The sequence below is a fragment of the Collimonas sp. PA-H2 genome (assembly GCF_002564105.1).
Lineage (GTDB): Bacteria > Pseudomonadota > Gammaproteobacteria > Burkholderiales > Burkholderiaceae_D > Collimonas.
This window is the reverse complement of record NZ_PDBX01000001.1, coordinates 5455614-5476846: the sequence shown is the minus strand read 5'-3', so window position 1 is coordinate 5476846 and position 21233 is coordinate 5455614. Positions and strand designations below refer to the sequence as shown.

The window sequence follows — 21233 nt, the reverse complement described above, 5'->3', positions numbered from 1 at the left end:
CATGGATGACACTATTCTGGCGCTGGAAAATGTCAGCAAGTATTTCGGCTCGGTGATCGCTTTGCAGAATGTCACCTTGCGGCTCAGGAAAGGCGAGGTGCATTGCCTGCTGGGCGACAACGGCGCCGGCAAATCGACCCTGATCAAGACCCTGGCCGGAGTCCACAAGCCGTCCGAAGGCCAGTATCTGGTCGACGGCCAGCCGGTCTCCTTCAATTCGCCGAAGGAGGCGCTGGATGTCGGCGTCGCTACGGTCTACCAGGACCTGGCTCTGGTGCCCCTGCTGTCGGTGGCGCGCAATTTCTTCATGGGCCGCGAGCCGACCAAGAAAGTGTTCGGCATCACCGTCATGGATATCAGCTACGCGGCGGAGACGGCGCGCGCCAAGCTGGCGGAAATGGGCATCATGGTGCGCGACCCGCATCACGCCATCGGCACCATGTCCGGCGGCGAAAAGCAATGCCTGGCGATCGCCCGCGCCATCCATTTCGGCGCCCGTGTGCTGATTCTCGATGAGCCGACCGCGGCGCTCGGGGTCAAGCAATCCTTCAACGTGCTAAAGCTGATCCACAAGGCGCGCGAACGCGGCATTTCGGTGATTTTCATCACCCACAATGTGCATCACGCCTATCCGATCGGCGATTCTTTCACCTTACTGAATCGCGGCAAATCGATGGGGACCTTCACCAAGGACAATGTCAGCAAGGACGAAGTGCTGGACATGATGGCCGGCGGCGCAGAAATGCAGACGCTGATGAATCAGTTAGAAGGCATCCAGGTTTAAAGGAATACCACATGCAACATACCAACAACAAATTTGCCGCAGACCGCAAGCTCGACGTCATCTGCATCGGCCGCCTGGCGGTCGACCTGTATGCGCAGCAGATCGGCGCGCCGCTGGCTGACGTCACCAGTTTTGCCAAGTACCTGGGCGGCTCGTCCGCCAACATCGCCTTCGGCTGCGCCCGGCTGGGCTTGAAATCGGCGATGCTGGCGCGGGTCGGCAATGAACACAACGGCCAGTTCCTGACGGCGGCGCTGGCGGCGGAAGGTTGCGATGTCAGCCATGTCACGGTCGATCCGGAACGGCTGACGGCGCTGGTGATGCTGGGCCTGAAGGACAAAGACACCTTCCCCTTGATTTTCTATCGTGATAACTGCGCCGACATGGCGCTGGCGGAAGAAGACATCGACGAGGCATTTATCGCTTCCAGCAAGGCGCTGCTGATTACCGGCACCCATTTCTCCACCGGGCAGGTGCACCGCAGCGCCAGCCTGGCGCTCGAGTACGCCCGCCGCCACAACGTCCGTACCGTGTTGGATATCGACTATCGCCCGGTGCTGTGGGGGCTGACGCAAAAGGGCGACGGCGAAACCCGCTTTATCGCCAACGGCGGCGTCACTGCGCATTTGCAAGGCATCTTGCCGAAATTCGACCTGGTGGTCGGCACCGAGGAAGAGTTCATGATCGCCGGCGGCGGCCAGGACATCGTCGCCTCGCTGCTGGCGGTGCGTGCGCTCAGCCAGGCGACGCTGGTGGTCAAGCGCGGGCCGCTCGGCTGCGCCGTGATCCATGGCGCGATCCCGCCGTCGCTAGACCAGGCATTTAATTACAAGGGCGTGCAGGTCGAAGTGCTGAACGTGCTGGGCGCCGGCGACGCTTTCCTTTCCGGCTTTTTGAAAGGCTGGCTGAATAACGAAGATGACGAAAGCTGCTGCCGCTATGCCAACGCTTGCGGTGCGCTGGTGGTGTCGCGCCATGCCTGTGCGCCGGCGATGCCGACGCCGGTCGAGCTGGCCTATTTCCTGGAACACGCCGAGCGCATGCAGCGGCCGGACCAGGATGCGCATCTGCAGCGCTTACACCGGGTGACCGTGCCGCGCAAGGTCTGGAACGAGGTCAACGTATTCGCCTTCGATCATCGCAATCAATTCTTCGAGCTGGCGCGCGAATCTGGCGCCAGCGAAGCGCGTCTGCCGCAGCTGAAGCAGTTATTGGTGCAAGCGGTGGCAGCCACCGAGCAAGCGCTGGGCTTGCAGGGGAAAATAGGCATATTGGCGGACGACCGCTATGGCCAGGACGCCTTGAATGCCGCCAGCGGACGCGGCTGGTGGGTCGGCCATGCGGTCGAGCTGCCGCTTTCCAATCCGCTCGAATTCGATTACGGCCGGTCGATAGGTTCGCATCTGCTGAGCTGGCCCAAGGAACATGTAGTTAAATGTCTGGTGCAGTTCCATCCGGACGATGTGGTTGAAAAGCGCCTGGAACAGGAAGCGCAAATCCGCGCACTGTACAACGCGGTGCAGGTCAGCGGCCATGAGCTGTTGCTGGAAATTATCCCACCCAAGGATTTGCCGAAAGCGGATGACACAGTGCTGCGCGCCATCAAGCGCTTGTATAACCTGGGCATTTATCCGGAGTGGTGGAAACTGGAATCGATGTCGGAAGGGCAATGGGATGCGATCGACCGCCTGATCGCGGAGCGCGATCCGTATTGCCGCGGCGTGGTGCTGCTCGGACTAGCGGCGCCGGTTGAAGAGCTGGCTGGCGGTTTCCGCGCTTCGCGGCACAGCAAGACTTGCCGCGGCTTCATGGTCGGCCGGACGATTTTCCATGAGCCGTCTAAACTCTGGTTGCAGGGACAGATCGACGACGCCACCCTGACTCAGCAGGTGAGGACCACATTCGAGCGGTTGATCGGCGTCTGGCGCGAAAGCCGCAGTGATAGTAGCAACAACAGCGAACAGGAGCGGGCCGCATGAGTACTTCCGGTAAAACCATCCGCCTTACCATGGCGCAAGCGCTGGTCCGTTACCTGGCCGCCTTGCGCGTCGACAGCGCCGACGGCGAAGCAGCGCTGTTCGGTGGCGTCTTCTCGATTTTCGGCCATGGCAATGTGGCGGGCCTGGGCGAAGCCTTGTATCAGTATCGTGAACAATTGCCGACCTATCGGGCGCACAACGAACAGGCCATGGCGCATGCCGCCATCGCCTACGCCAAGGCGCATATGCGGCGGCGCATGATGGCGGTCACCAGCTCGATCGGGCCGGGCGCCACCAACCTGCTGACCGCGGCGGCGCTGGCGCACGTCAACCGCTTGCCGGTGTTGCTGCTGCCGGGCGATATCTTTGTCTCGCGGCGCCCGGATCCGGTGCTGCAGCAGATTGAAAATTTCCAGGATGGCGGCATTTCCGCCAACGACGCCTTCAAGCCGCTGTCGCGTTATTTCGACCGCATCTATTATCCGGAGCAGTTGTTGAGCGCATTACCGCGCGCGATCCAGGTGCTGACCGATGCCGCCCAGTGCGGACCGGTGACATTGGCTTTGCCGCAGGACGTCCAGACCATGGCTTACGATTATCCGGTGGAATTCTTTGCGCCGCAGACCGTCAAGTTTCGTGCCCAGGCGCCGGCGGCGGACGAGCTGCAGGCCGCGCTGGCGTTGTTGAAGAACGCCCGCCAGCCGCTGATCGTCGCCGGCGGCGGCGTGCTGTACGGCGAAGCAACGGAAGCCTTGCGCAGCTTTGCGGAAAAACATGCGGTGCCGGTGGCGGAAACCCAGGCCGGCAAGGGCGCCCTGGCTTGGCGTCATCCCTTGCAGCTGGGCGCGCTTGGCGTTACCGGCTCACCCGCGGCCAATCTGCTGGCCGGCAAGGCCGATGTGGTGATTGCAATAGGCACGCGGCTGCAGGATTTCACCACCGGCTCGCACTCGCTGTTCGGCCAGGCCAAGCTGCTCAGCATTAACGTCAACGCGGTGGACGCCATCAAGTGGCAAGGCACGCCGATGCTGTCGGATGCGCGTCTGGGTCTGGCGGCCTTGTCGCAAGGTTTGCAGGACTGGCGCGCCAGCACCGCCTGGCATGCGCTGGCGCTGGAACAGGCCAACAGCTGGCGCAGCACGGTCGACTGGATCACTAGCCAGCGCGAAGTCAGCGCGCCTGCGCTGCCCTACGATGGCGAGGTGATCGGCGCAGTGCAGCGTTCCAGCATCGATTCCACCGTGCATGACATCGTGGTGTGCGCCGCCGGCACCTTGCCGGCCGAGCTGCACAAGCTGTGGCGCACCTCGACGCCGGGCGGCTATCACGTCGAGTACGGCTATTCCTGCATGGGTTATGAAATTGCCGGCGGCCTCGGTGTCAAGCTGGCGCAGCCGGACCGCGATGTGATCGTGATGGTGGGCGACGGCAGCTACCTGATGATGAATTCGGAAATAGCCACTTCGGTCATGCTGGACCGCAAGCTGATCATCGTGGTGCTGGACAACCGCGGCTACGGCTGCATCAACCGCCTGCAGCAAGCCTGCGGCGGCGCGCCGTTCAACAATATGCTGGAAGATTGCCTGCAAGGCCCGCTCGGTGCGCCGGTCATCGATTTCGCCGCGCACGCCCGTTCGCTCGGGGCGCAGGCTGAAAACGTCAAGACCATCGCCCAGCTGGAGGCCGCCATGCAAAGGGCGCGCGCCGCCGATCGCACCTATCTGGTGTGCATCGATACCGATCCCACGCGTACCACCGAAGAGGGCGGCTGCTGGTGGGAAGTGGCGGTGCCGGAAGTGTCGCAACGCCAGCAGGTGCAGGCGGCACGGGCGGAGTACGAGCAGGCCCGGCAGCGGCAAAAAGTGTAGCAGTAAAAGTGTAGCGATCAGCGAAAGAAGACGATGACAAAACCATTTAACGTAAAGATCGGCATCAACCCGATTTCCTGGATGAACGACGATTTGCCGTCGCTGGGCGGCGAGACGCTGCTGGAAACGGCTTTATCCGAAGGCGCGCAGATCGGCTATCGCGGCTTCGAGCTGGGCAACAAGTTTCCCAAGGAGCCGGCGGCGCTGGCGGCGGTACTGGGAAAATATAATCTGGACTGCGTCTCGGGCTGGTATTCAGGCCGCCTGGCGACCGGCACCGTGGAAGATGAAATCGCCGCGGTCGGGCCGCATTTGCGTCTGCTGGCGGAAAACGGTTCCAAGGTGATGGTGTATGGCGAAGTCGCCAACGCCATCCAGGGGCGGCCGGATCCGCTGTACAAGCGCCCGCGCTTCCTGAGCGAGCTGGAGTGGCAGCAATATGCCGACAAGCTGACGGCGTTTGCGCGCTTTACCTTGTCGCATGGGGTGCGCCTGTCTTACCACCATCACATGGGCGCCTACGTCGAGACGCCTGCCGATGTCGACCGTTTGATGGCGCTGACCGGTCCTGAGGTTGGCTTGTTGTTCGACAGCGGCCACATCACCTTTGCCGGCGGCGACCCGCTGGCGGTCCTGGAAAAACATATACAGCGCGTGTCGCATGTACATTGCAAGGACGTGCGGCCGGCAGTAGTGAAGATGGCGCGCAACGGTAACTGGAGCTTTTTGCAAGCCGTGATCAACGGCGCCTTCACGGTGCCGGGCGATGGCGCCATCGATTTCCGCGGCCTGCTGCGTATACTGCATCAGCATGATTATCAAGGCTGGCTGGTGGTGGAGGCAGAGCAGGATCCAGCGGTAGCGCCAAGCTATCAATACGCCGACATGGGCTATCGCCATCTGGCCGCACTGGTGCGCGAGATCGAAGCTGGCGCTGGACGGCAGCAGGAGGCCGCATGAGATTGCTGGTCAAGGGACAAGCGCAAGGGCGGGAAATCGTCAGCGTCACGCCGCAATCGGCGAACTGGAAATTCGTCGGCTTCGCTGCCTACCGGCTGGCGCCGGAAGAGCGGATCCGTTTCGATACCGCTGAGCGTGAGGTATGCATCGTGGTTTTGCGTGGCGTAGTCAGCGTGCAGGCCGGCGACCATGTCTGGAAGGAGATCGGCGAACGCGATAGCGTGTTCGACCAGGTTTCTCCTTATTCGGTGTACGTGCCGCACCATCATGCGGTGACTGTCAGCGCGCATAAGGATGCTGAAATCGCCGTCTGCAGCGCGCCGGGAAACAGCGACCTGAATGCGCGCCTGATCGAGCCGGGTATGACTGGGCGTTCGGTACGCGGGCGCGGCAGCAACACGCGCTATGTCTGCGATATCCTGCCGCAAACGGAAGTAGCAGATCATCTGCTGGTGGTGGAGGTGGTGACGCCGGCCGGGCATTCCTCCAGCTATCCGCCGCACAAGCACGATACCGATAACCTGCCGCAGGAAAGCTTCCTCGAAGAGACTTACTACCATCGCCTTAATCCATCGCAAGGATTCGCCTTCCAGCGGGTATATACCGACGACCGCTCGCTGGACGAAGCGATGGCGGTCGAGAACCACGATGTGGTCATGGTGCCGCGCGGTTACCATCCGGTCGTCGCGCCGCATGGTTACGACAGTTATTACCTTAACGTGATGGCGGGTCCCAAGCGCGAATGGCATTTCAAAAACGATCCGGCGCATGAGTGGATGCTGGCCAAATGAGGAAAGGGAAAGGATTGCGAGGAAGGGGAGGAGCTAATTCGACTCTGACCCCAATTATTTTGTTGCTGTGATCAAATAATTTTGCAAACTTTGATTGACCAAGGCTATCAGTTGTCTTATGATTCTGTCTTCGCGATTGCAGCAAGTCTTACGGGGCTTCGCAGTTAAGCCCACGTGGCGGAATTGGTAGACGCGCATGGTTCAGGTCCATGTGCCGCAAGGTGTGGGGGTTCGAGTCCCTCCGTGGGCACCAGGTAACTGGTGTGAGAAGTGTAGAGAAACCGCATAAACAGTCATGTTTATGCGGTTTTTTTGTTTTCCGACGTGCTTTTGTGCCTCATTCGCGATGCAAATTTGGCGCATTTTATGAAGCTGTGCTGGAGAGCTTTGTCGTAATATGTAAAAACCACAACAAATTCGGGACTGCCCATGGTTTTTATCGCGTCGCTCGCGCTGCTTTCTCTGTTTGTGCTGTGGGGCGCGCTGTCGCCGCTGGGCCTGGCCGCCGTGATGCAATCGGCGCTGGGCAGCACGATCGTCAATTTCGGCTGGTTCTATCTGCTTTCGATGTTCAGCTTCCTGGTGTTTGCGCTGTATCTGGCGTTTGGCCGTTTTGGTGCGATCCGGCTGGGCGGAGAGGATGCCGAACCTGATTTCAGCAGGCATAGCTGGTTTGCCATGCTGTTTGCCGCAGGCATGGGCATCGGGCTGGTGTTCTGGGGCGTGGCGGAACCGGTTTCGCATTTCGCGACGCCGCCCAGCGGTCCGGCCGGCGGTCCCGAGGCGGCCCGCATCGGCTTGCGCTATGCATTTTTCCATTGGGGCCTGCATCCGTGGGCGGCCTACTGCGTGGTGGCGCTGGCCCTGGCGTTTTTCCAGTTCAACCGCAATCGCCCGATGCTGATGAGCACCACCTTCGAACCGCTGATCGGCAAATACGCCCAGGGTCCGCTCGGCCAGGCCATCGATATCCTGGCGGTCATCGCCACCGCCATCGGCGTCGCTACCTCGCTTGGTTTCGGCACGCTGCAGATCAGCAGTGGCTTGCATAAAGTGTTCGGCCTCGACAACGGCATCGGCCTGCAGCTGTCGGTGATTGCAGTAGCGGCGGTGCTCTACCTGGCGTCGTCGCTGAGCGGCCTCGACCGCGGCGTCAAGATCCTCAGCAACCTGAACATGGTGCTGGCGCTGCTGCTCATGCTGTTCGTCCTGATATTGGGGCCGACCCTGTTCATCATGGATTCGCTGACCACCACGCTTGGCGACTACCTGGACAACCTGATCAGCATGAGCATGCGCATGACGCCGTTTTCCAAAGGCACCTGGATTGCAGACTGGACCTTGTTCTACTGGGCCTGGTGGGTCACCTGGGCGCCGTTCGTCGGCACCTTCATTGCGCGCATTTCGCGCGGCCGCACCATCCGCGAGTTCGTCACCGGCGTGCTGCTGGTGCCGTCGCTGATCAGTTTCATCTGGTTTGCCACCTTCGGCGGCGCAGCGCTGCACGGCATCATGTTCGAGCATCTGCCGCTGGTGGATGTCGTCAAGCAGGATAGTTCGCTGGCCCTGTTCGCCTTGCTCGATCATCTGCCATGGACTACCTTGACTTCACTGATCGCGATTGTGCTGGTGTCGGTGTTTTTCATCACCTCGGCCGACTCGGCTACCTTCGTGCTCGGCATGATGAGCAGCCATGGCAGCCCGACGCCGCCGGCCAGGATCAAGCTGGTATGGGGCGTGCTGACTGCCTTGATTGCGGGGGTGCTGTTGATGGCGGGCGGGTTGAAGGGCTTGCAGACAACCTCGATCGTGATTGCCTTGCCGTTCATGATCATCATGCTGCTGATGTGCGTGAGCCTGTTCCGGGCTTTAGGCGATGAAGCCGATACGCTGGAGCGCCGTCGTCACGCCCGCGATCGCCTGCTGGAACGCTTGCTGCGCGAGCGCGAGCAAGCGCCGTCCCGAGATCAGGCTGCGGTAGAAAATACCACCAGCTGATAGCGTTGCTGCTGGCAGCTGAAGGGCGCCAGGGCGGTCATTTTCAAGCCCTGGACGTGCGCTGCCAGAGAATGCGGATTGCGCTCGTCGATGAATGCGGCGCCCAGTTCGTAGCGGCCGCGGACATGGTCTTTCACGGCAGCCAACAATTTTTGCAAAATACCCTGGCCGCGCCACTGCCTGCCGATGCATACCGGGCCATATACAAACACTCGCTGCTGCTGTAAGGGCTGGCCGTTGAACTGTTGCTGGCCGAAGCTGGCGAGCATGGCTTCCACCACTGGATGACGCGGTTGCGTCTGGCTCGGCGCCATGCAGACGAAACCTGCCAGTTGCTCGCCATCCACCGCCACGACAATGCCGAGAGCCTGGTTGATGGCGGCCAGCTGCTGCTCGTCCATGCTGGAAACCACGAAGCCTTGCTGCCGCTCGGTTTCGGTGAGCCGGTCCGGGGTGTTTTGCAGTTGCAACCTGACTATTTCCGGGTAATCCTCGCTACGGGCCAAGCGTATTTCCATGCTCGTCATCCTTATCGGCAGGTTTCAGGCGCGGGCCGGGGCCGCCGGGCAGCCGCGCCAGTTGGAGCCGGCTGGAATCGATTCGCCCTTCATCACCAGGGTCAGCGCCCCCAGCTTGGCATTGTCGCCCACCGTGGCGCCATACAGCACGAAGCTGCGCGGTCCCATGTAGACGCGGCTGCCGATAGTGACGTGGTCGACTTTCATGACCCGGTCTTCGAACAGGTGGGTCTGCGGACAAGCCTGGGCATTCAGTTCGCTGTAATCGCCGATGCTGACGCAATCGAACTCGGTAATGTCAGTGGTGTTCATATACACACCGCGGCCGATGCGGCAGCCCAGCAGGTTGAACGCCAGCGGCAGCCATGGCGTGCCGCGCAGATAGTTCATGAAATTTGGAATGGCAATCCCTTCATACAGATTGGTCACGCCTTCCGACAGCCAGACGAACGGCGTCCACATCGGCACGCTGCGTTTCTTGTAACGTCCCAGCAGCAGCCATTTGAGGGCGGCGATGAAGATGAACGTGCCGATGCCGTACAGCAGCCCGGCGCTGGTCAGCAATGAAATCACTTCGCCCCACTGGCCGGCGCCGGCCAGCGGCATCAGGTTCAGCACCACGGTATAGCCGACCGCGATCACGATTGCATGCGGCGAAACAATGCGGAAGCCCTCGACCAGCGCGCGTCCCAAGCGCCGCCGGCGCGACGGCCGGAAAGTCAGGTGCTCGGGGAAGCCGCTGGTTTCCTCGCGCGCCGGCAGGTTGATCGGCGGCGAGCCGAGCCAGGTGTCGCCCGGCTGCATGCGGTTGTTGTCAGGCACCCGCGAGTGCACGCCGATCAAGACGTTTTCAGGCAGGATGGTGCCATCCGGCACGTAAGCGCCGTTGCCGACGAAGCTGCGGCGCGAGATCACGGTGGGCTTCATGGTGATCCAGCCGCCGTCGATCTGTTCGTCGCCCAGCAAGACGGCGTCGGCGATGAAAGTATCGTCGCCCAGAGTCAGCATGTCAGGCACTACGCCGAGCGCGGTCGAGATTTCGGCATGGCGGCCGATTTTCGCGCCCAGCAGGCGGTACCAGAGCGGCGCATACACCGTCGCATACACGCCATGCAATACGCTCAGGCTGGATTCCTGGATCTGGTTGACCAGCCATTTACTGCAATACACATTGCTGCGCACCGGCCAACTGCCGGCCCGCATGCGCGGCAGCAGGCTCCAGCGGATGCCGGCCGAGAGCAGGGCGGTGCAGACGATCAGGATGGCGGTCGCCGGGAAAGCCAGCACAAAGTATTTGGCCAGCTGGAAGGCGACATTGTTGCTTTGCAGCCAGGGGAACATCTCGGTATCGTCCAGCCAGTCGATCAGGATGAAGCTGGGGAATACCGGCATAAAAAATAGGGTAGTGATCAGCAGGGCGCCGAACAGGAAGAAGGCTGACTCACCCATCTGACGCAGGCGCGTGACCGGCGGCCGCGGCTGTTTGCTGTCCGGATCGAAGGCGCCGGCATCGCGCGCCGGCGAGCCGGTCCAGATGCGCCTGGCGGGAACCGACTGGCCTTCGCTCAGGGCGGTCTGGCCTTCCAGGTGGCCGAAAGCGCCGACCCGGGTATCGCCTTCCAGCACCACATACGAGCCGACGCAGCTTTCCCGCTCCAGGGTGATGCTGCCGAGCAGCAGCTCGCCATGTTCGACCCGGGCGTTTTCAAAATTGACGGCATTGCCGACGCTGACGCCGTCTTCGATCACCAGCAGGTCGTGCGCGCGCAAGGTCATGGATCCGATGATTACTTCCGAACCGATCTTCGCGCCCAGTGCGCGCAGCCACCAGCTGTACAGCGTCGAGCCGCTCAGCAGGTAGGCCGGCGCGGCTTCGATCAGGCGGTCCGCCAGCCACCAGCGGTAGTAGGTCATGCCCCAGAGCGGATAGCGGCCGGGTTTCAGGCGGCCGGCGATCAGCCATTTGGCGGCGATCGCAATGCCGAATTCGAACAAGGTCGCCAGCAGGAACACCAGCACCGACACCGCAATCGCACGCGCGATCGAATCGCCCGGATCGCCGGTGAAGAAGTGGTAGGTAAAGAATGGCGCCAGCCATTGCATCATGCGCATCGCCACCAGCCAGGGCATGGCGGCGGCTTGCGCCGCGCCGCATATCCAGCGCTTGAAATCGGAGGGTGCGGTCCAGCTGGTGTCGACGCCGATGCCGGCCAGCGGCGGCTCCGCCAGTACCTGGGCGATGCGGCCGATGGTGCGGTTCATGTAGATGTCGCGCACCGTCACATGGGCGAAGGCCGGATCGGCGCGCAGGGCGGAGGCGAGCTTGGCCGCGAACAGCGAGTGGCCGCCAAGATCGTTGAAAAAATCGGCGGCGTGCAGGATAGGCTGGCCGGGGAATAGTTTGTTCAATGCCGCGAACAGGGCGATTTCGGCCGGCGTTTCGGGAACATCGGCGTCGCCGCCCGCTGCCAGAGGGGCGGCCAGCGGCCTTGCCTTGAGCGCCTTGCGATCGATCTTGCCGGAGGTCAGGCGCGGCATTTCCGTCATCGCTTCAAAGAAGCCCGGCACCATATAGGGCGGCAGGCGTTCGCCGAGGGCAGCGCGCAAGGCTGCCGGCGCCACGTCAGCGCCGCTTTCCGGCACGATGAATGCGATCAGCTGGTCGATGTCGTCTTCCTGGCGCAGCACCACGGCGACGGTGCCGACGCCGGGCTGGCGCGCCAGCACTTCCTCGATTTCACCCAGTTCGACGCGGAAGCCACGGATCTTGACCTGATCGTCGGTGCGCCCCAGGCATTGGACGCGGCCGTCGGCTTCGATCCGCGCCAGGTCGCCGGTACGGTACAGGCGGCGGTCATGCTCGCTGGCGGACCATGGATTGGCCAGGAATTTTTCGGCGCTCAGTTCCGGGCGACCGAGATAGCCTTCGGCGACGCCGGGGCCGGTAATGCACAACTCGCCGACTTCGCCGCGCGGCAGCAAGGTCAAGCCGTGCTCGACGGCCGGGTTGATCACCAGCAGGCCGTAGTTGGGCAAAGGCCGGCCGATGGTGACGGGCTCGCCGGCGCGCAATTCCGCCAGGCTGGCCGATACCGTGGCTTCGGTCGGGCCGTAGGTGTTGAATATATGGCGGCCGGCTTCCGGTTTGGCCCAGCGGCTGACCAGCGATTCCGGGCACATTTCGCCGCCCAGGTTGATGATGCGCAAGCTCGGCACATCCTGGTTGAACAAGGCTAGCAGTGTCGGCACCGCATGCAGTACGGTGACGCCGTTGGCGGCCAGCGCCAGCGGCAAGGCTTCCGGATCGGAGGCGATTTCCTTCGGCGCGATCCACAGCGTTGCGCCCACCAGATAGCTGATCCAGATTTCTTCGAACGACATGTCGAAGGCGACTGAAAATCCCTGGTAGACGCGATCGCGCTCGCTTACGCCCAGCACCGAATTCTCGCTGCGCAGGAAATGACAGATGGCGCCCTGGGTGATGGCAATGCCCTTCGGCTTGCCGGTCGAGCCCGAGGTATAGATCACATAGGCCGGATCGCTGCGCTGAACTCCCTGGCGGCGCAGCAGCGGCGTGGCGGATGGCGCCAGCAGCTGCTCCGCGGTCCATACCTTGCATGCAAGATTGACCAGGCGCGGCGCGAATTGCGCGCAGCTGACGATGCCCGGCGAATTGGCGTCTTCCAGGCAAACGGCGATGCGTTCGACCGGCGTATCGGCGTCCAGCGGCAGCCAGGCGGCGCCAGCCTTGGCGATGCCGGCCTGCATGACCAGCAGATCGATGCCGCGCGGCAGCCAGAGTCCGACGATCTGGCCGGGAACCACCCCGGCGCTGACCAGGCCGGAAGCGACCTGGTCGGCGCGCTGGTTAAGTTCTTGATAAGACAGCTGGTGCTCGCCGAATATCAGGGCGGCCTGACGCGGCAGGCGCGCAGCTGTAGCTTCCAGCAAATCGGCCAGTACTTCATTGCGTATCAGTTCGGCTTGTGCGGCTCCGTGCAGAATGTCGGGATGAGTAGAAAAACTGCTGGCGGCCACACTATCGACGAGCAAAGACTGGGTCATGGAGGAATCTGGGTGAAAGATGGCAAACCGTCGATCTTAGCACGGAGCATATAGGTAACGTTCAGACAATTTTAGGGAAGTGAAAAGGTTGTTGCGAGCCGTTTTATTTTAGCGACGTTTTACCGTGTTTACAGTTGAACATAAGACGCATTTCATGACCCCTCACGATCGACTTGCTAATGAGAAACTATTGGCCGTATGATGGGGTATTCGTACCAAGATAAGCAAGTAGTTTCTTTTTTTGCATGGTCTCTCATTCGGCTCAAGCTTTCTAACGGTTTAACTGTTACAGCGAGGTCTTGCGATGCAGCGATTGAAGAAATTTTTGACGTTGGATAGCGGCATGCGCTGGATCAAGGTGATCCTGCCGTTCCTGGCGATTGTCGCCTTGATGGTGGGGCTGCTGGCGTTCAGCATGAATATCCTGTCTTCGGTACGGGCTTTTGTCGGCGGCGAGAGCCTCTGGTCGAAAGCGCAGAAGGAGGCGGTATTCCACCTGAACCAGTACGCGGTGACCCAGGCCGACGCCGACTATCAGAAAGTATTGAAGGCGCTGGCGGTGCCGATGGGCGATCAGCGCGCACGCAATGAACTGGACAAGCCTAGGCCGGACATGCAGCTGGTGCGCCAGGGTTTTCTCGATGGCGGCAATCATCCGGACGATATCGACGGCATCGTCAGCCTGTATCGTAACTTCAAGAATTTCAGCCTGCTGAGCGAGCCTCTGGCTAACTGGAAGACCGGCGACGGCCTGATCCAGCAACTCAATCTAGAAGCCCAGCGCTTGCACGCCGCGATCGCGGCAGGCAATCCCGATCCGGTGGCGATGATCGCCAGCATCGCCCGCATCCGTGAGATCGACGCCCGCCTGACGCCGCTGGAACTACGCTTTTCCGCCAGCCTGGGTGAATCCTCGCGCCGGGTGCAGAGCCTGTTGCTGTATGCAACGCTGGCGATCGCCATCGGGCTGATGATTTTCGGCAGCTGGATTTCGCGCTTTATCCTGATCAAGAGCGACCAGTTCAAGGAGGCGCTGAAGATCAGCGAGGAACGGCTGCAGCTGGCCATGCTGGGCAGCAACGATGGTTTGTGGGACTGGGACATCCAGGCTGACAACATCTACTATTCGCCGCGCCTGAAGGAGTTGCTGGGCTATACGCTGGAAGACGACGAGCCGACGCCGCTGCAATTCCTGAACTGCATCTATCCTTCGGACCTGGATGCGGTGCGCGCCAAGCTTACTTCGCATCTGCACGACAATTCGCCGTGCGACATCGAGTTCCGCGTGGTGACCAAGTCGGGCGAATTGCGCTGGGTGCGCTCCTGTGCGCAGTCGACCAGCAATTCCGCCGGCAAGCCGGTGCGCATGGCTGGTTCGTTTACCGACATTACCGCCCGCAAACGCGCCGAAGAGCAGTTGTACGCTGCCAAGGAACGGGCCCAGGTCACGCTGGAATCGATAGGCGAGGCGGTGATCACGCTCAGCACCGACGGCCTGGTCGAATACCTTAATCCGACCGCTGAAATCCTCACCAGGTGGACTTTGGCGTCGGCGCGCGGCCTGCCGCTGGAAAAAATCCTGAACGTGGTGGGCGAAACCTCCGGCAACCGGGTGCCAGACCTGATCCACCAGATCCTCGACAACAGCATGCCGATCGAAAACGCCTCCAACCTGCTGCTGGTGTGCGACGACGGCAGCGAAGTCGCGGTCAACCTGTCGGCCGAACCGATCCGCAACCTGAGCGGCGAGACCATCGGCACCGTGCTGGTGCTGCATGACGTCAGCAAGGACCGCGAATATGCGGCGCAGCTGTCCTACCAGGCCAGCCATGACGAACTGACCGGCCTCATCAATCGCCGCGAGTTCGAGCGGCGCCTGACGGTGGCGATGATCACCTCGCGCGACCAGCAGCGCCAGCATGCCGTGCTGTACCTCGACCTGGACCAGTTCAAGGTGGTCAACGATACCTGCGGGCATGCCGCCGGCGACGAACTGATCCGCCAGGTCAGCGTGTTGCTGAAGCAGCGTTTGCGCGATACCGACACCATCGCGCGCCTGGGCGGCGACGAGTTCGGCGTCTTGCTGGAAAACTGCCCAGTCGAACATTCCCTGCGGATTGCCGAAGGCTTGCGGCAGACCGTCGCCGATTTCCAGTTTGTCTGGTCCAACAAGCCGTTCAGCATCGGCGTCAGCATCGGCCTGATCAACCTGGCCGGTGAAATGCATACGCTGGGGCAGATCATGAGCGCGGTCGATGCCGCCTGCTACCTGGCCAAGGAAAAGGGTCGCAACCGGGTGCACGAATACCGCCTGGACGACAGCGAGCTGTCGATACGGCATGGCGAGATGGAATGGATCACCCGCATCAACGAAGCCCTCACGCACGAAAGATTCTGCCTGTTCTCGCAGGAAATCGTAGCCTTGGGCCAGAAGCCAAGCCACGGCGTGCATTTCGAGATCCTGTTGCGGATGCTGGACAAGGACGACAATCTGGTGCTGCCGATGGTCTTCATTCCGGCCGCGGAACGCTACAACCTGATGCCGGCCATCGACCGCTGGGTGGTCGCTACCGTCTACGCGACGCTGGCGCGGATGAAAAAACAAGGGCAGGGCCTGAATATACAGACTTGCGCCATCAACCTGTCCGGCACCAGCGTGGGCGACAGCAATTTCCTGCATTTCGTGCAGGAGCAGCATGTGAAATTCGGGATTGCGCCGGAAATCATCTGCTTTGAAATTACCGAGACCAGCGCCATCGCCAATTTTGCCAAGGCCGCCCACTTCATCCAGGAACTGAGAAGCGTCGGCTACCGTTTTGCTCTGGATGACTTCGGCGCCGGCATGTCTTCGTTCGCTTATCTGAAAAACCTGCCGGTCGACTTCATCAAGATCGATGGCGGTTTTGTGAAAGACATGTTGAACAGCCCGACCGACTATGCCATGGTCGAGGCGATCAACAAGATTGGTCATCTGATGGGCAAGCAGACGATTGCGGAATTTGCCATCAATGAGCGGATCATCGGCACGCTGACTGAGATCGGAGTGGATTTTGCCCAGGGCTACGGCATCGGCCGGCCCCAGGCCTTCGGCATAGACACCGACAGGAATCTGCTGAAAGCCAGCTAGAGGCTGGCAATGAAAGCTTAGTCCAGCGCAGCTTTCAGCATGCTGCGGAACGCGCGCGGAGTGCATTTGCCGATCGCCACCTGCGGCGTGCCGTGCCAGGCAGCGAAGCGCTGCAAGGTCGTTGCCAGCTCGCTGGCCAGCCGCTGGGTTTGCCGCGTGTCGGCTTCCAGGTACAGCGCCTTGACTTCGAATATGCCCTGGCTGCGGTGCGCTTTGGCGTCGAGCCGGCCCACCAGCGCACCGCGATGCAGGATCGGCAGCGTGAAGTAACCGTAGCTGCGCTTGGTCTCGGGCGTATAGCATTCCAGCCGGTAATCGAAATCGAACAGTTCCAGCGCCCGTTTGCGGTCCCATACCAGCGGATCGAACGGCGACAGCAGGCTGGTGGCGGTCGGTTTCAGCAAGCCGGCGGCGGCGTCCAATGCGAGCTGGCGATGGGCCGGATGGATGTAGACAGGCTGCTGCCAGCCTTCCACGCTGGCTTTCAGCAGGCTGCCGTCTGCCACCAGTGTTTCCGGATCCGGATCAGGGCGGCTCTTGGCGGTGCGAAAATAATCGCCTATCCAGCTGGCTTTGGCCACGCCCAGCGCCTGCACCGCTTTCAGCTGCAGCGTGCGCAGGGTGTCGGCGTTGGATGGCATGCGGGCATCGTCCCAGTCCGGCAGGATGCGCTCGGCGAGGTCGTAGATCCGATGAAAATTGTGGCGCTTGGCGATCATCAGCCGGCCGGCGGTAAACAGCACTTCGAGCGAACGTTTTTCCGGCTTCCATTCCCACCAGCCGCCGCCCTTGCCGTCGGTGCGCTTGAAATCGGCGGAGCGCACCGGGCCGTTCTCGCGGATGTGCTGCAGCAGCTTTTCAATGGTGGCGCGATGCTCGTCCATCCACTTGGCCGAATATTTCCAGCCCATCGAACCGGGGTCGATCATGCGGTGCCGGAACAGGCCGTAATCCTCGATCGGCAAGAAGCTGGCTTCGTGCGCCCAGTATTCGAACAGCTGGCGCTCTTCCAGCAATTCTTCCAGCCAGTTCTGCGGGTAACTGCCGAGGCGGCTCCACAGCACCAGGTAGGGACTGCGCGCCACCACGTGGATAGTATCGATCTGCAATACGCCCATCTGACGGATGGCGGCCAGCACGTCCTGCTTGACGGCTTTCCTGCGCGGCGGATTCAGCAATCCTTGAGCCGCCAGCTGCAGGGCGCGCGCTGCCGGCAGCGAGAGCTGGATGGTGTCCATGCCGGCGCTGTTCCTAGAGCGCCAGCGCTTGCAGGTCGAGGCGCTGGCCCAGACGCGGCGGACACCAGTAGTAGCCGCCGGTAACCGGCTGCGAAAAGCTGAACAGGGCGTCGACGATATTGTCTTCATGGCCGAGCATACGGCGCAGGACGTTTTCATAGCGATCGCTGGATTCGCCGAAAGCGATGAATTCGGTGCCTTGCTGCATGCCGTTGTCCCAAGGCATGGAGTGCCTCACCATATAAGCCTCAGGGGTAAAGCTCTCCTGCGCGCTGCGCTTGACATGGGCCGATTCCGGCGCGTCTTCGATTTCTTCATTGTCTTTGATGCGGCGGCCGATGGTGGCGTCGCGCTGCGCTGCCGGAAATCCGCGGAAACGCGACAGATCATGGATCCAGCGCTGTACCGCGACAAAACTGGCGCCCTGGCGGCCGGCGCCTTCCGCCACCAAGGCCGCGTCTACTGCGGCGTTGTCTTGCGGATTTTCGGTGCCGTCTTCATAGCCGGTCAGGTCGCGGCTGTCGCGATAGCGGAAGGTGTCCTGGCTATTGTCCAGCACCAGCGCCTCGGCCAGCAGGGCGACCAACTGGGCGCTGCGTTCGAACAGCGTGCTGCGGTCGTCGCCGCGCAGCAGGATCCACAGCGCTTGCTGGGTCGACGGCGCGCTGCAGCCGACGCCGTCAAGCGCGGGGAAGGCCCGCAAGCCTGCGACATGCTGGTCCAAGGCCTGGATCAGCGGCAAACCCAGGCCGACGATGCCCCAGTCAGCCTCGAAGGTGTCGCGCAAGCGCAGCAACGCAGCGCGCGGATCGGGGCCGACCAAGCGAAATGTGAGCGAACGGCCGAGTGGCGGAAGCGGCTGTAGGATTCCGGGTTGGGCGAGATCTGCAGTTACGGGCATTGCTTTTCCTTGAGCGAGGGAAGGGAGGAGGGGATTGATATTAGCGGATTCTGGCAATCATTTGCGAACAGGGCGGCAAAAATCCTGCTCTTTATTGTGCTTTTGCCGCCAGCCTTGCCTGTCGCTTGCGCAAGCCGGCGATAATGTCGCGGCCCATGAAATAGTCGTTCAGGCGCTGCTTTTGATGCGGCAGCAGCTGGCTGGCGGCGATCAGGCCGGGCCATGCTTGCATGGCTTTTTTGCAGACATCGGCGATCACCTGGCGCAGCGGCGGCTCCAGCATGCCGCTGCGGTTGGCGAAGGCGCGCAGGGTTTGCGGCGACAGGAAGGAGCGCTTGGCCTGGCCCTCGGCAAACTTGAGCGCATGGCCGCTGCCGTTCAGGTACACGCTATACGCTACGACATCGTAGGCGGGCGAGAATTCGATGCGGCCGTCGGCCAGGTAGCGGATGCCGAAATTTTTCAGGTGCGCGTCATAATTGCCGATCAGCTCATTGACTGTAATGCGCCGCAGCAGCTCATGGCAGGCTGCCGTGCCGAGCTCGGGCACGGCTTGCATCACCAGCGCCATGTCGGCATAGGTGGCGCCGGTATATTTTTTGTCCGGATCGACTCCGAGGATCTGGCAAAAGTCCTCTACATGCAGTCGCCCCGGCTGGTCGCGGTCGAAGCGCTGTACCGCCAGAAACCGCTGATTTTCATCCGCCGCATGTTCGGCCATGATCGCTGCCAGCGGTTGCAGGCTGGCCTCGCATACGGTCACGCCGGCGGCGCGCGCCAGTTGCAGCGACAGGTGTTCTACTTCCGGCAAGTGATCATATTGTGCGGTTGGCAGTTTGCCGATGATGTGGGCGTCTTTGTGGCGGGTGCGGCTGACATAGCGGCCGCCTTCCAGGATCAGGGCCAGCTTAGGCTGCATGCCGGAAATCGAGACGCCGTCGACCAGCGGCGCTGCCATCACGCTTTCTTCGATAGCTTCCTTGTCCTGGGTCACCAGGCGCGTCATCAGCGCCCGTGTCAGCCTGGCTGGGATGGCGCGCACCGCGCCCGGCAAATCGCGGCCGCAGGCGGCCAGCAGCTCGAAATGATCGTCCTCCGCGCACTGGCGCTCCAGGGCGATCTGCTTGCGCAGCACGCCTTCCGGCAACAGGTTCTGGAAGAAGGCCGGCAGCCGCATCTTGCCTGGCGAGTTGAAGATTGCCGCCAGCGGATTGAGCAGCAGCGCCATGTCTTGTTGCGGCGTGGCGGCGCGCATCGAGAGCGACAGCGTGGGGCGCTGCGGGTCTTGCGCATAGGCGGGATCGACCTGGAAGCGCAGCATGTCGCCATACTGGAACAGGATGCCGGCCTGGCGCTCGCCAATGAAAATATCCAGTGCGCTCAGGTTCATTTAGCACTCCCTGGCCACGCCAGCGCGGCAGCGACCAGGCTTTGCACCTCGTCTTCAGCGGGAGCTTGCGCGGCAATCGAAGATGCCATGGTTTTCGGCAGCAGCATCAGTTCCAGCCCTAACTGGTCGGCAATCGTCATCAAGGTGCTGAGGCGGGGATCGTTTTTGCCCGAAAGCACGCCGCGTATCGTGACGGCGGTCAGTCCGCTGTCACGGCTCATGGCGACTACCGGCAGCGCCAGCCTGGCCTTGGCATGGCGGAGGATGGAAGAAAGTTCGCTCAAGGTTTTCATGGTGGATAATAAGCTATCTATTGATTAGTTAAGGATAGTATAGTATCTCTTTTATGAAAAAGATAGATTAGTATCTTTATATATAAAAAGGATAGTTTAATATCTATTTATTGGCTGCCACAGGTGGAAAGCACTCGCTATTCTTGTGCCGCATCGCTTGCCGGCCGACATGATGCTGCCCCGCAGAAACCAACTAAGCATCTCCGAAAACCTTCGTTTTGCAAATCGCTTGAATCGATTAACGTGGATAACAGAGCGGTAACAGTCCTGACAGCACTGTAAGCGCCTGATCATTCAATCACCGAGGGAAAGCATGCTTACAAATATTCTGAAACGCTTGCCGGTTCTGGCCGCAGCTACCGCAATTGTCGCCGCTGCCGGTTCGGCATCGGGTGCAGGCCAGGAAGTCAACATCGCCTATCAAACGGTGGTAGAACCCGCCAAAATTGCACAGGCCGACGGCGCCTATGAAAAAGCCAGCGGCTGGAAAATCAACTGGAAAAAATTCGACAGCGGCGCGGATGTGATAACCGCTGTGGCATCCGGCGATATCCAGGTCGGCTATGTCGGCAGCAGCCCCTTGGCAGCCGCGGCGACGCGCGAACTGCCGATAGAAACTATCTTGGTCGCAGCGCAGATCGGCCAGGCGGAGGCCCTGGTGGTGCGCAATGGCAGCGGCATCGCCAGTGCGCAAGACTTGATCGGCAAAAAGATCGCCGTGCCTTTCGTCTCGACCACGCATTACAGCCTGCTGGCCGCGCTCAAGCATTGGGGCATTCCGGCTGCCAAGGTGCAGATCCTGAACCTGAGGCCGCAGGAAATCACGGCGGCATGGCAGCGCGGCGATATCGATGCCGCCTATGTCTGGGACCCGGCGCTCGGCAAGGTCAAGGAAAGCGGCAAAGTCCTGACCAACTCGGCCGAAGTCGCCAAGTGGGGCGCACCGACCTTCGACGCCTGGATCGTGCGCAAGGATTTCGCGCAGAAGCATCCTGATTTCGTTACCGCTTTTGTCAAAGTCACCGGCCAGGCCTACGCCGACTATCGCGCCCACGGCGCGGAATGGAAAGCCGGTTCAGCGCAGTTCGAGAAAATTGCCCGCCTGACGGCTGCCAAGCAGACCGATATCGCGGAACTGCTGGCCGGCAGCGGTTTTCCGACGCTGAGCGAACAGCAGTTGCTGCTCAGCGGTCCCACCGTGCAGGCGCTGGCGGCCACCTCCGGCTTCCTGCAAGAGCAGAAAAAGGTCGAGCGCGTGCTGCCTGACTACCAGCCGTATGTGAATCCGGCATTCGCCAGGCAGGCCGCGGCGCAATAAGGA

14 protein-coding genes and 1 tRNA gene are annotated in these 21233 nt (G+C 61.4%); 9 read left to right on the top strand and 6 right to left on the bottom strand.

The window, feature by feature from the left end; translation table 11 throughout:
* The first annotated feature begins 1 nt into the window (after nt 1).
* The 7 genes from BCF11_RS25135 to BCF11_RS25105 all read left to right on the top strand — a co-directional run bounded on the left by BCF11_RS25135 (nt 2) and on the right by BCF11_RS25105 (nt 8380).
* Entirely contained in the window at nt 2-784 is a 783-nt protein-coding gene (locus BCF11_RS25135; protein ID WP_098497173.1) for an ATP-binding cassette domain-containing protein, read from the top strand.
* A gap of 11 nt (nt 785-795) precedes the next feature.
* Complete coding sequence (iolC, locus tag BCF11_RS25130) at nt 796-2763, top strand: 5-dehydro-2-deoxygluconokinase (protein WP_098497172.1); 1968 nt, start codon at nt 796-798, stop codon at nt 2761-2763.
* Entirely contained in the window at nt 2760-4631 is a 1872-nt protein-coding gene (gene iolD, locus BCF11_RS25125) for a 3D-(3,5/4)-trihydroxycyclohexane-1,2-dione acylhydrolase (decyclizing) (RefSeq protein ID WP_098497171.1), read from the top strand. Before iolC ends, iolD begins: the two co-directional genes overlap by 4 nt.
* A 33-nt stretch (nt 4632-4664) precedes the next feature.
* Nucleotides 4665-5591 (top strand): myo-inosose-2 dehydratase, encoded by a 927-nt coding sequence (gene iolE / locus BCF11_RS25120; protein ID WP_098497170.1) that lies wholly within the window; start codon nt 4665-4667, stop codon nt 5589-5591.
* Nucleotides 5588-6382, top strand: a complete 795-nt coding sequence (gene iolB / locus BCF11_RS25115; protein ID WP_098497169.1) for a 5-deoxy-glucuronate isomerase — start codon at nt 5588-5590, stop codon at nt 6380-6382. The genes iolE and iolB overlap by 4 nt, the downstream gene beginning before the upstream one ends.
* A gap of 168 nt (nt 6383-6550) precedes the next feature.
* Nucleotides 6551-6635: transfer RNA gene (locus BCF11_RS25110), tRNA-Leu, on the top strand.
* Between the two features lie 176 nt (nt 6636-6811).
* Nucleotides 6812-8380 (top strand): BCCT family transporter, encoded by a 1569-nt coding sequence (locus BCF11_RS25105; protein ID WP_098497168.1) that lies wholly within the window; start codon nt 6812-6814, stop codon nt 8378-8380.
* Here the strand turns inward: BCF11_RS25105 and BCF11_RS25100 are convergent.
* Nucleotides 8350-8898, bottom strand: coding sequence for a GNAT family N-acetyltransferase (locus BCF11_RS25100; RefSeq protein ID WP_098497167.1), 549 nt, complete (start codon nt 8896-8898; stop codon nt 8350-8352). The genes BCF11_RS25105 and BCF11_RS25100 overlap by 31 nt on opposite strands.
* Before the next feature lie 24 nt (nt 8899-8922).
* The gene (locus BCF11_RS25095) at nt 8923-12963 is read right to left on the bottom strand and encodes a Pls/PosA family non-ribosomal peptide synthetase (RefSeq protein ID WP_098497166.1); all 4041 of its coding nucleotides are present in this window, start codon (nt 12961-12963) and stop codon (nt 8923-8925) included.
* 343 nt (nt 12964-13306) lie between these two features.
* On the opposite strand from BCF11_RS25095, the gene BCF11_RS25090 reads away from it, so the two are divergent.
* Complete coding sequence (locus tag BCF11_RS25090; protein WP_158229281.1) at nt 13307-16090, top strand: EAL domain-containing protein; 2784 nt, start codon at nt 13307-13309, stop codon at nt 16088-16090.
* 17 nt (nt 16091-16107) lie between these two features.
* On the opposite strand, the gene BCF11_RS25085 is transcribed toward BCF11_RS25090, so the two are convergent.
* The 4 genes from BCF11_RS25085 to BCF11_RS25070 all read right to left on the bottom strand — a co-directional run bounded on the left by BCF11_RS25085 (nt 16108) and on the right by BCF11_RS25070 (nt 19903).
* Entirely contained in the window at nt 16108-17328 is a 1221-nt protein-coding gene (locus BCF11_RS25085) for a winged helix-turn-helix domain-containing protein (protein WP_098497164.1), read from the bottom strand.
* Between the two features lie 13 nt (nt 17329-17341).
* Nucleotides 17342-18229: a Dyp-type peroxidase gene (locus BCF11_RS25080; RefSeq protein WP_098497163.1), complete on the bottom strand. Its 888-nt coding sequence runs from the start codon at nt 18227-18229 to the stop codon at nt 17342-17344.
* Nucleotides 18230-18320: 91 nt separating this feature from the next.
* Nucleotides 18321-19619: a type II toxin-antitoxin system HipA family toxin gene (locus BCF11_RS25075; protein WP_098497162.1), complete on the bottom strand. Its 1299-nt coding sequence runs from the start codon at nt 19617-19619 to the stop codon at nt 18321-18323.
* Complete coding sequence (locus tag BCF11_RS25070) at nt 19616-19903, bottom strand: XRE family transcriptional regulator (protein WP_143751470.1); 288 nt, start codon at nt 19901-19903, stop codon at nt 19616-19618. The genes BCF11_RS25075 and BCF11_RS25070 overlap by 4 nt, the downstream gene beginning before the upstream one ends.
* Before the next feature lie 322 nt (nt 19904-20225).
* Between BCF11_RS25070 and tauA the strand changes: the two genes are divergently transcribed.
* On the top strand, nt 20226-21230 hold the full coding sequence (gene tauA / locus BCF11_RS25065) for a taurine ABC transporter substrate-binding protein (protein WP_098497160.1): 1005 nt from the start codon (nt 20226-20228) through the stop codon (nt 21228-21230).
* Nucleotides 21231-21233 lie beyond the last annotated feature (3 nt).

What these genes read in the sequence shown, in the direction of transcription:
- iolC (WP_098497172.1), top strand. Translation starts at nt 796, where the DNA reads ATGCAACATACCAACAACAAATTTGCCGCAGACCGCAAGCTCGACGTC.
- BCF11_RS25080 (WP_098497163.1), bottom strand. Translation starts at nt 18,229, where the DNA reads ATGCCCGTAACTGCAGATCTCGCCCAACCCGGAATCCTACAGCCGCTT.
- iolB (WP_098497169.1), top strand. Translation starts at nt 5,588, where the DNA reads ATGAGATTGCTGGTCAAGGGACAAGCGCAAGGGCGGGAAATCGTCAGC.
- BCF11_RS25105 (WP_098497168.1), top strand. Translation starts at nt 6,812, where the DNA reads ATGGTTTTTATCGCGTCGCTCGCGCTGCTTTCTCTGTTTGTGCTGTGG.
- tauA (WP_098497160.1), top strand. Translation starts at nt 20,226, where the DNA reads ATGCTTACAAATATTCTGAAACGCTTGCCGGTTCTGGCCGCAGCTACC.
- BCF11_RS25095 (WP_098497166.1), bottom strand. Translation starts at nt 12,963, where the DNA reads ATGACCCAGTCTTTGCTCGTCGATAGTGTGGCCGCCAGCAGTTTTTCT.
- iolD (WP_098497171.1), top strand. Translation starts at nt 2,760, where the DNA reads ATGAGTACTTCCGGTAAAACCATCCGCCTTACCATGGCGCAAGCGCTG.
- BCF11_RS25100 (WP_098497167.1), bottom strand. Translation starts at nt 8,898, where the DNA reads ATGGAAATACGCTTGGCCCGTAGCGAGGATTACCCGGAAATAGTCAGG.
- iolE (WP_098497170.1), top strand. Translation starts at nt 4,665, where the DNA reads ATGACAAAACCATTTAACGTAAAGATCGGCATCAACCCGATTTCCTGG.
- BCF11_RS25090 (WP_158229281.1), top strand. Translation starts at nt 13,307, where the DNA reads ATGCGCTGGATCAAGGTGATCCTGCCGTTCCTGGCGATTGTCGCCTTG.
- BCF11_RS25075 (WP_098497162.1), bottom strand. Translation starts at nt 19,619, where the DNA reads ATGAACCTGAGCGCACTGGATATTTTCATTGGCGAGCGCCAGGCCGGC.
- BCF11_RS25085 (WP_098497164.1), bottom strand. Translation starts at nt 17,328, where the DNA reads ATGGACACCATCCAGCTCTCGCTGCCGGCAGCGCGCGCCCTGCAGCTG.
- BCF11_RS25135 (WP_098497173.1), top strand. Translation starts at nt 2, where the DNA reads ATGGATGACACTATTCTGGCGCTGGAAAATGTCAGCAAGTATTTCGGC.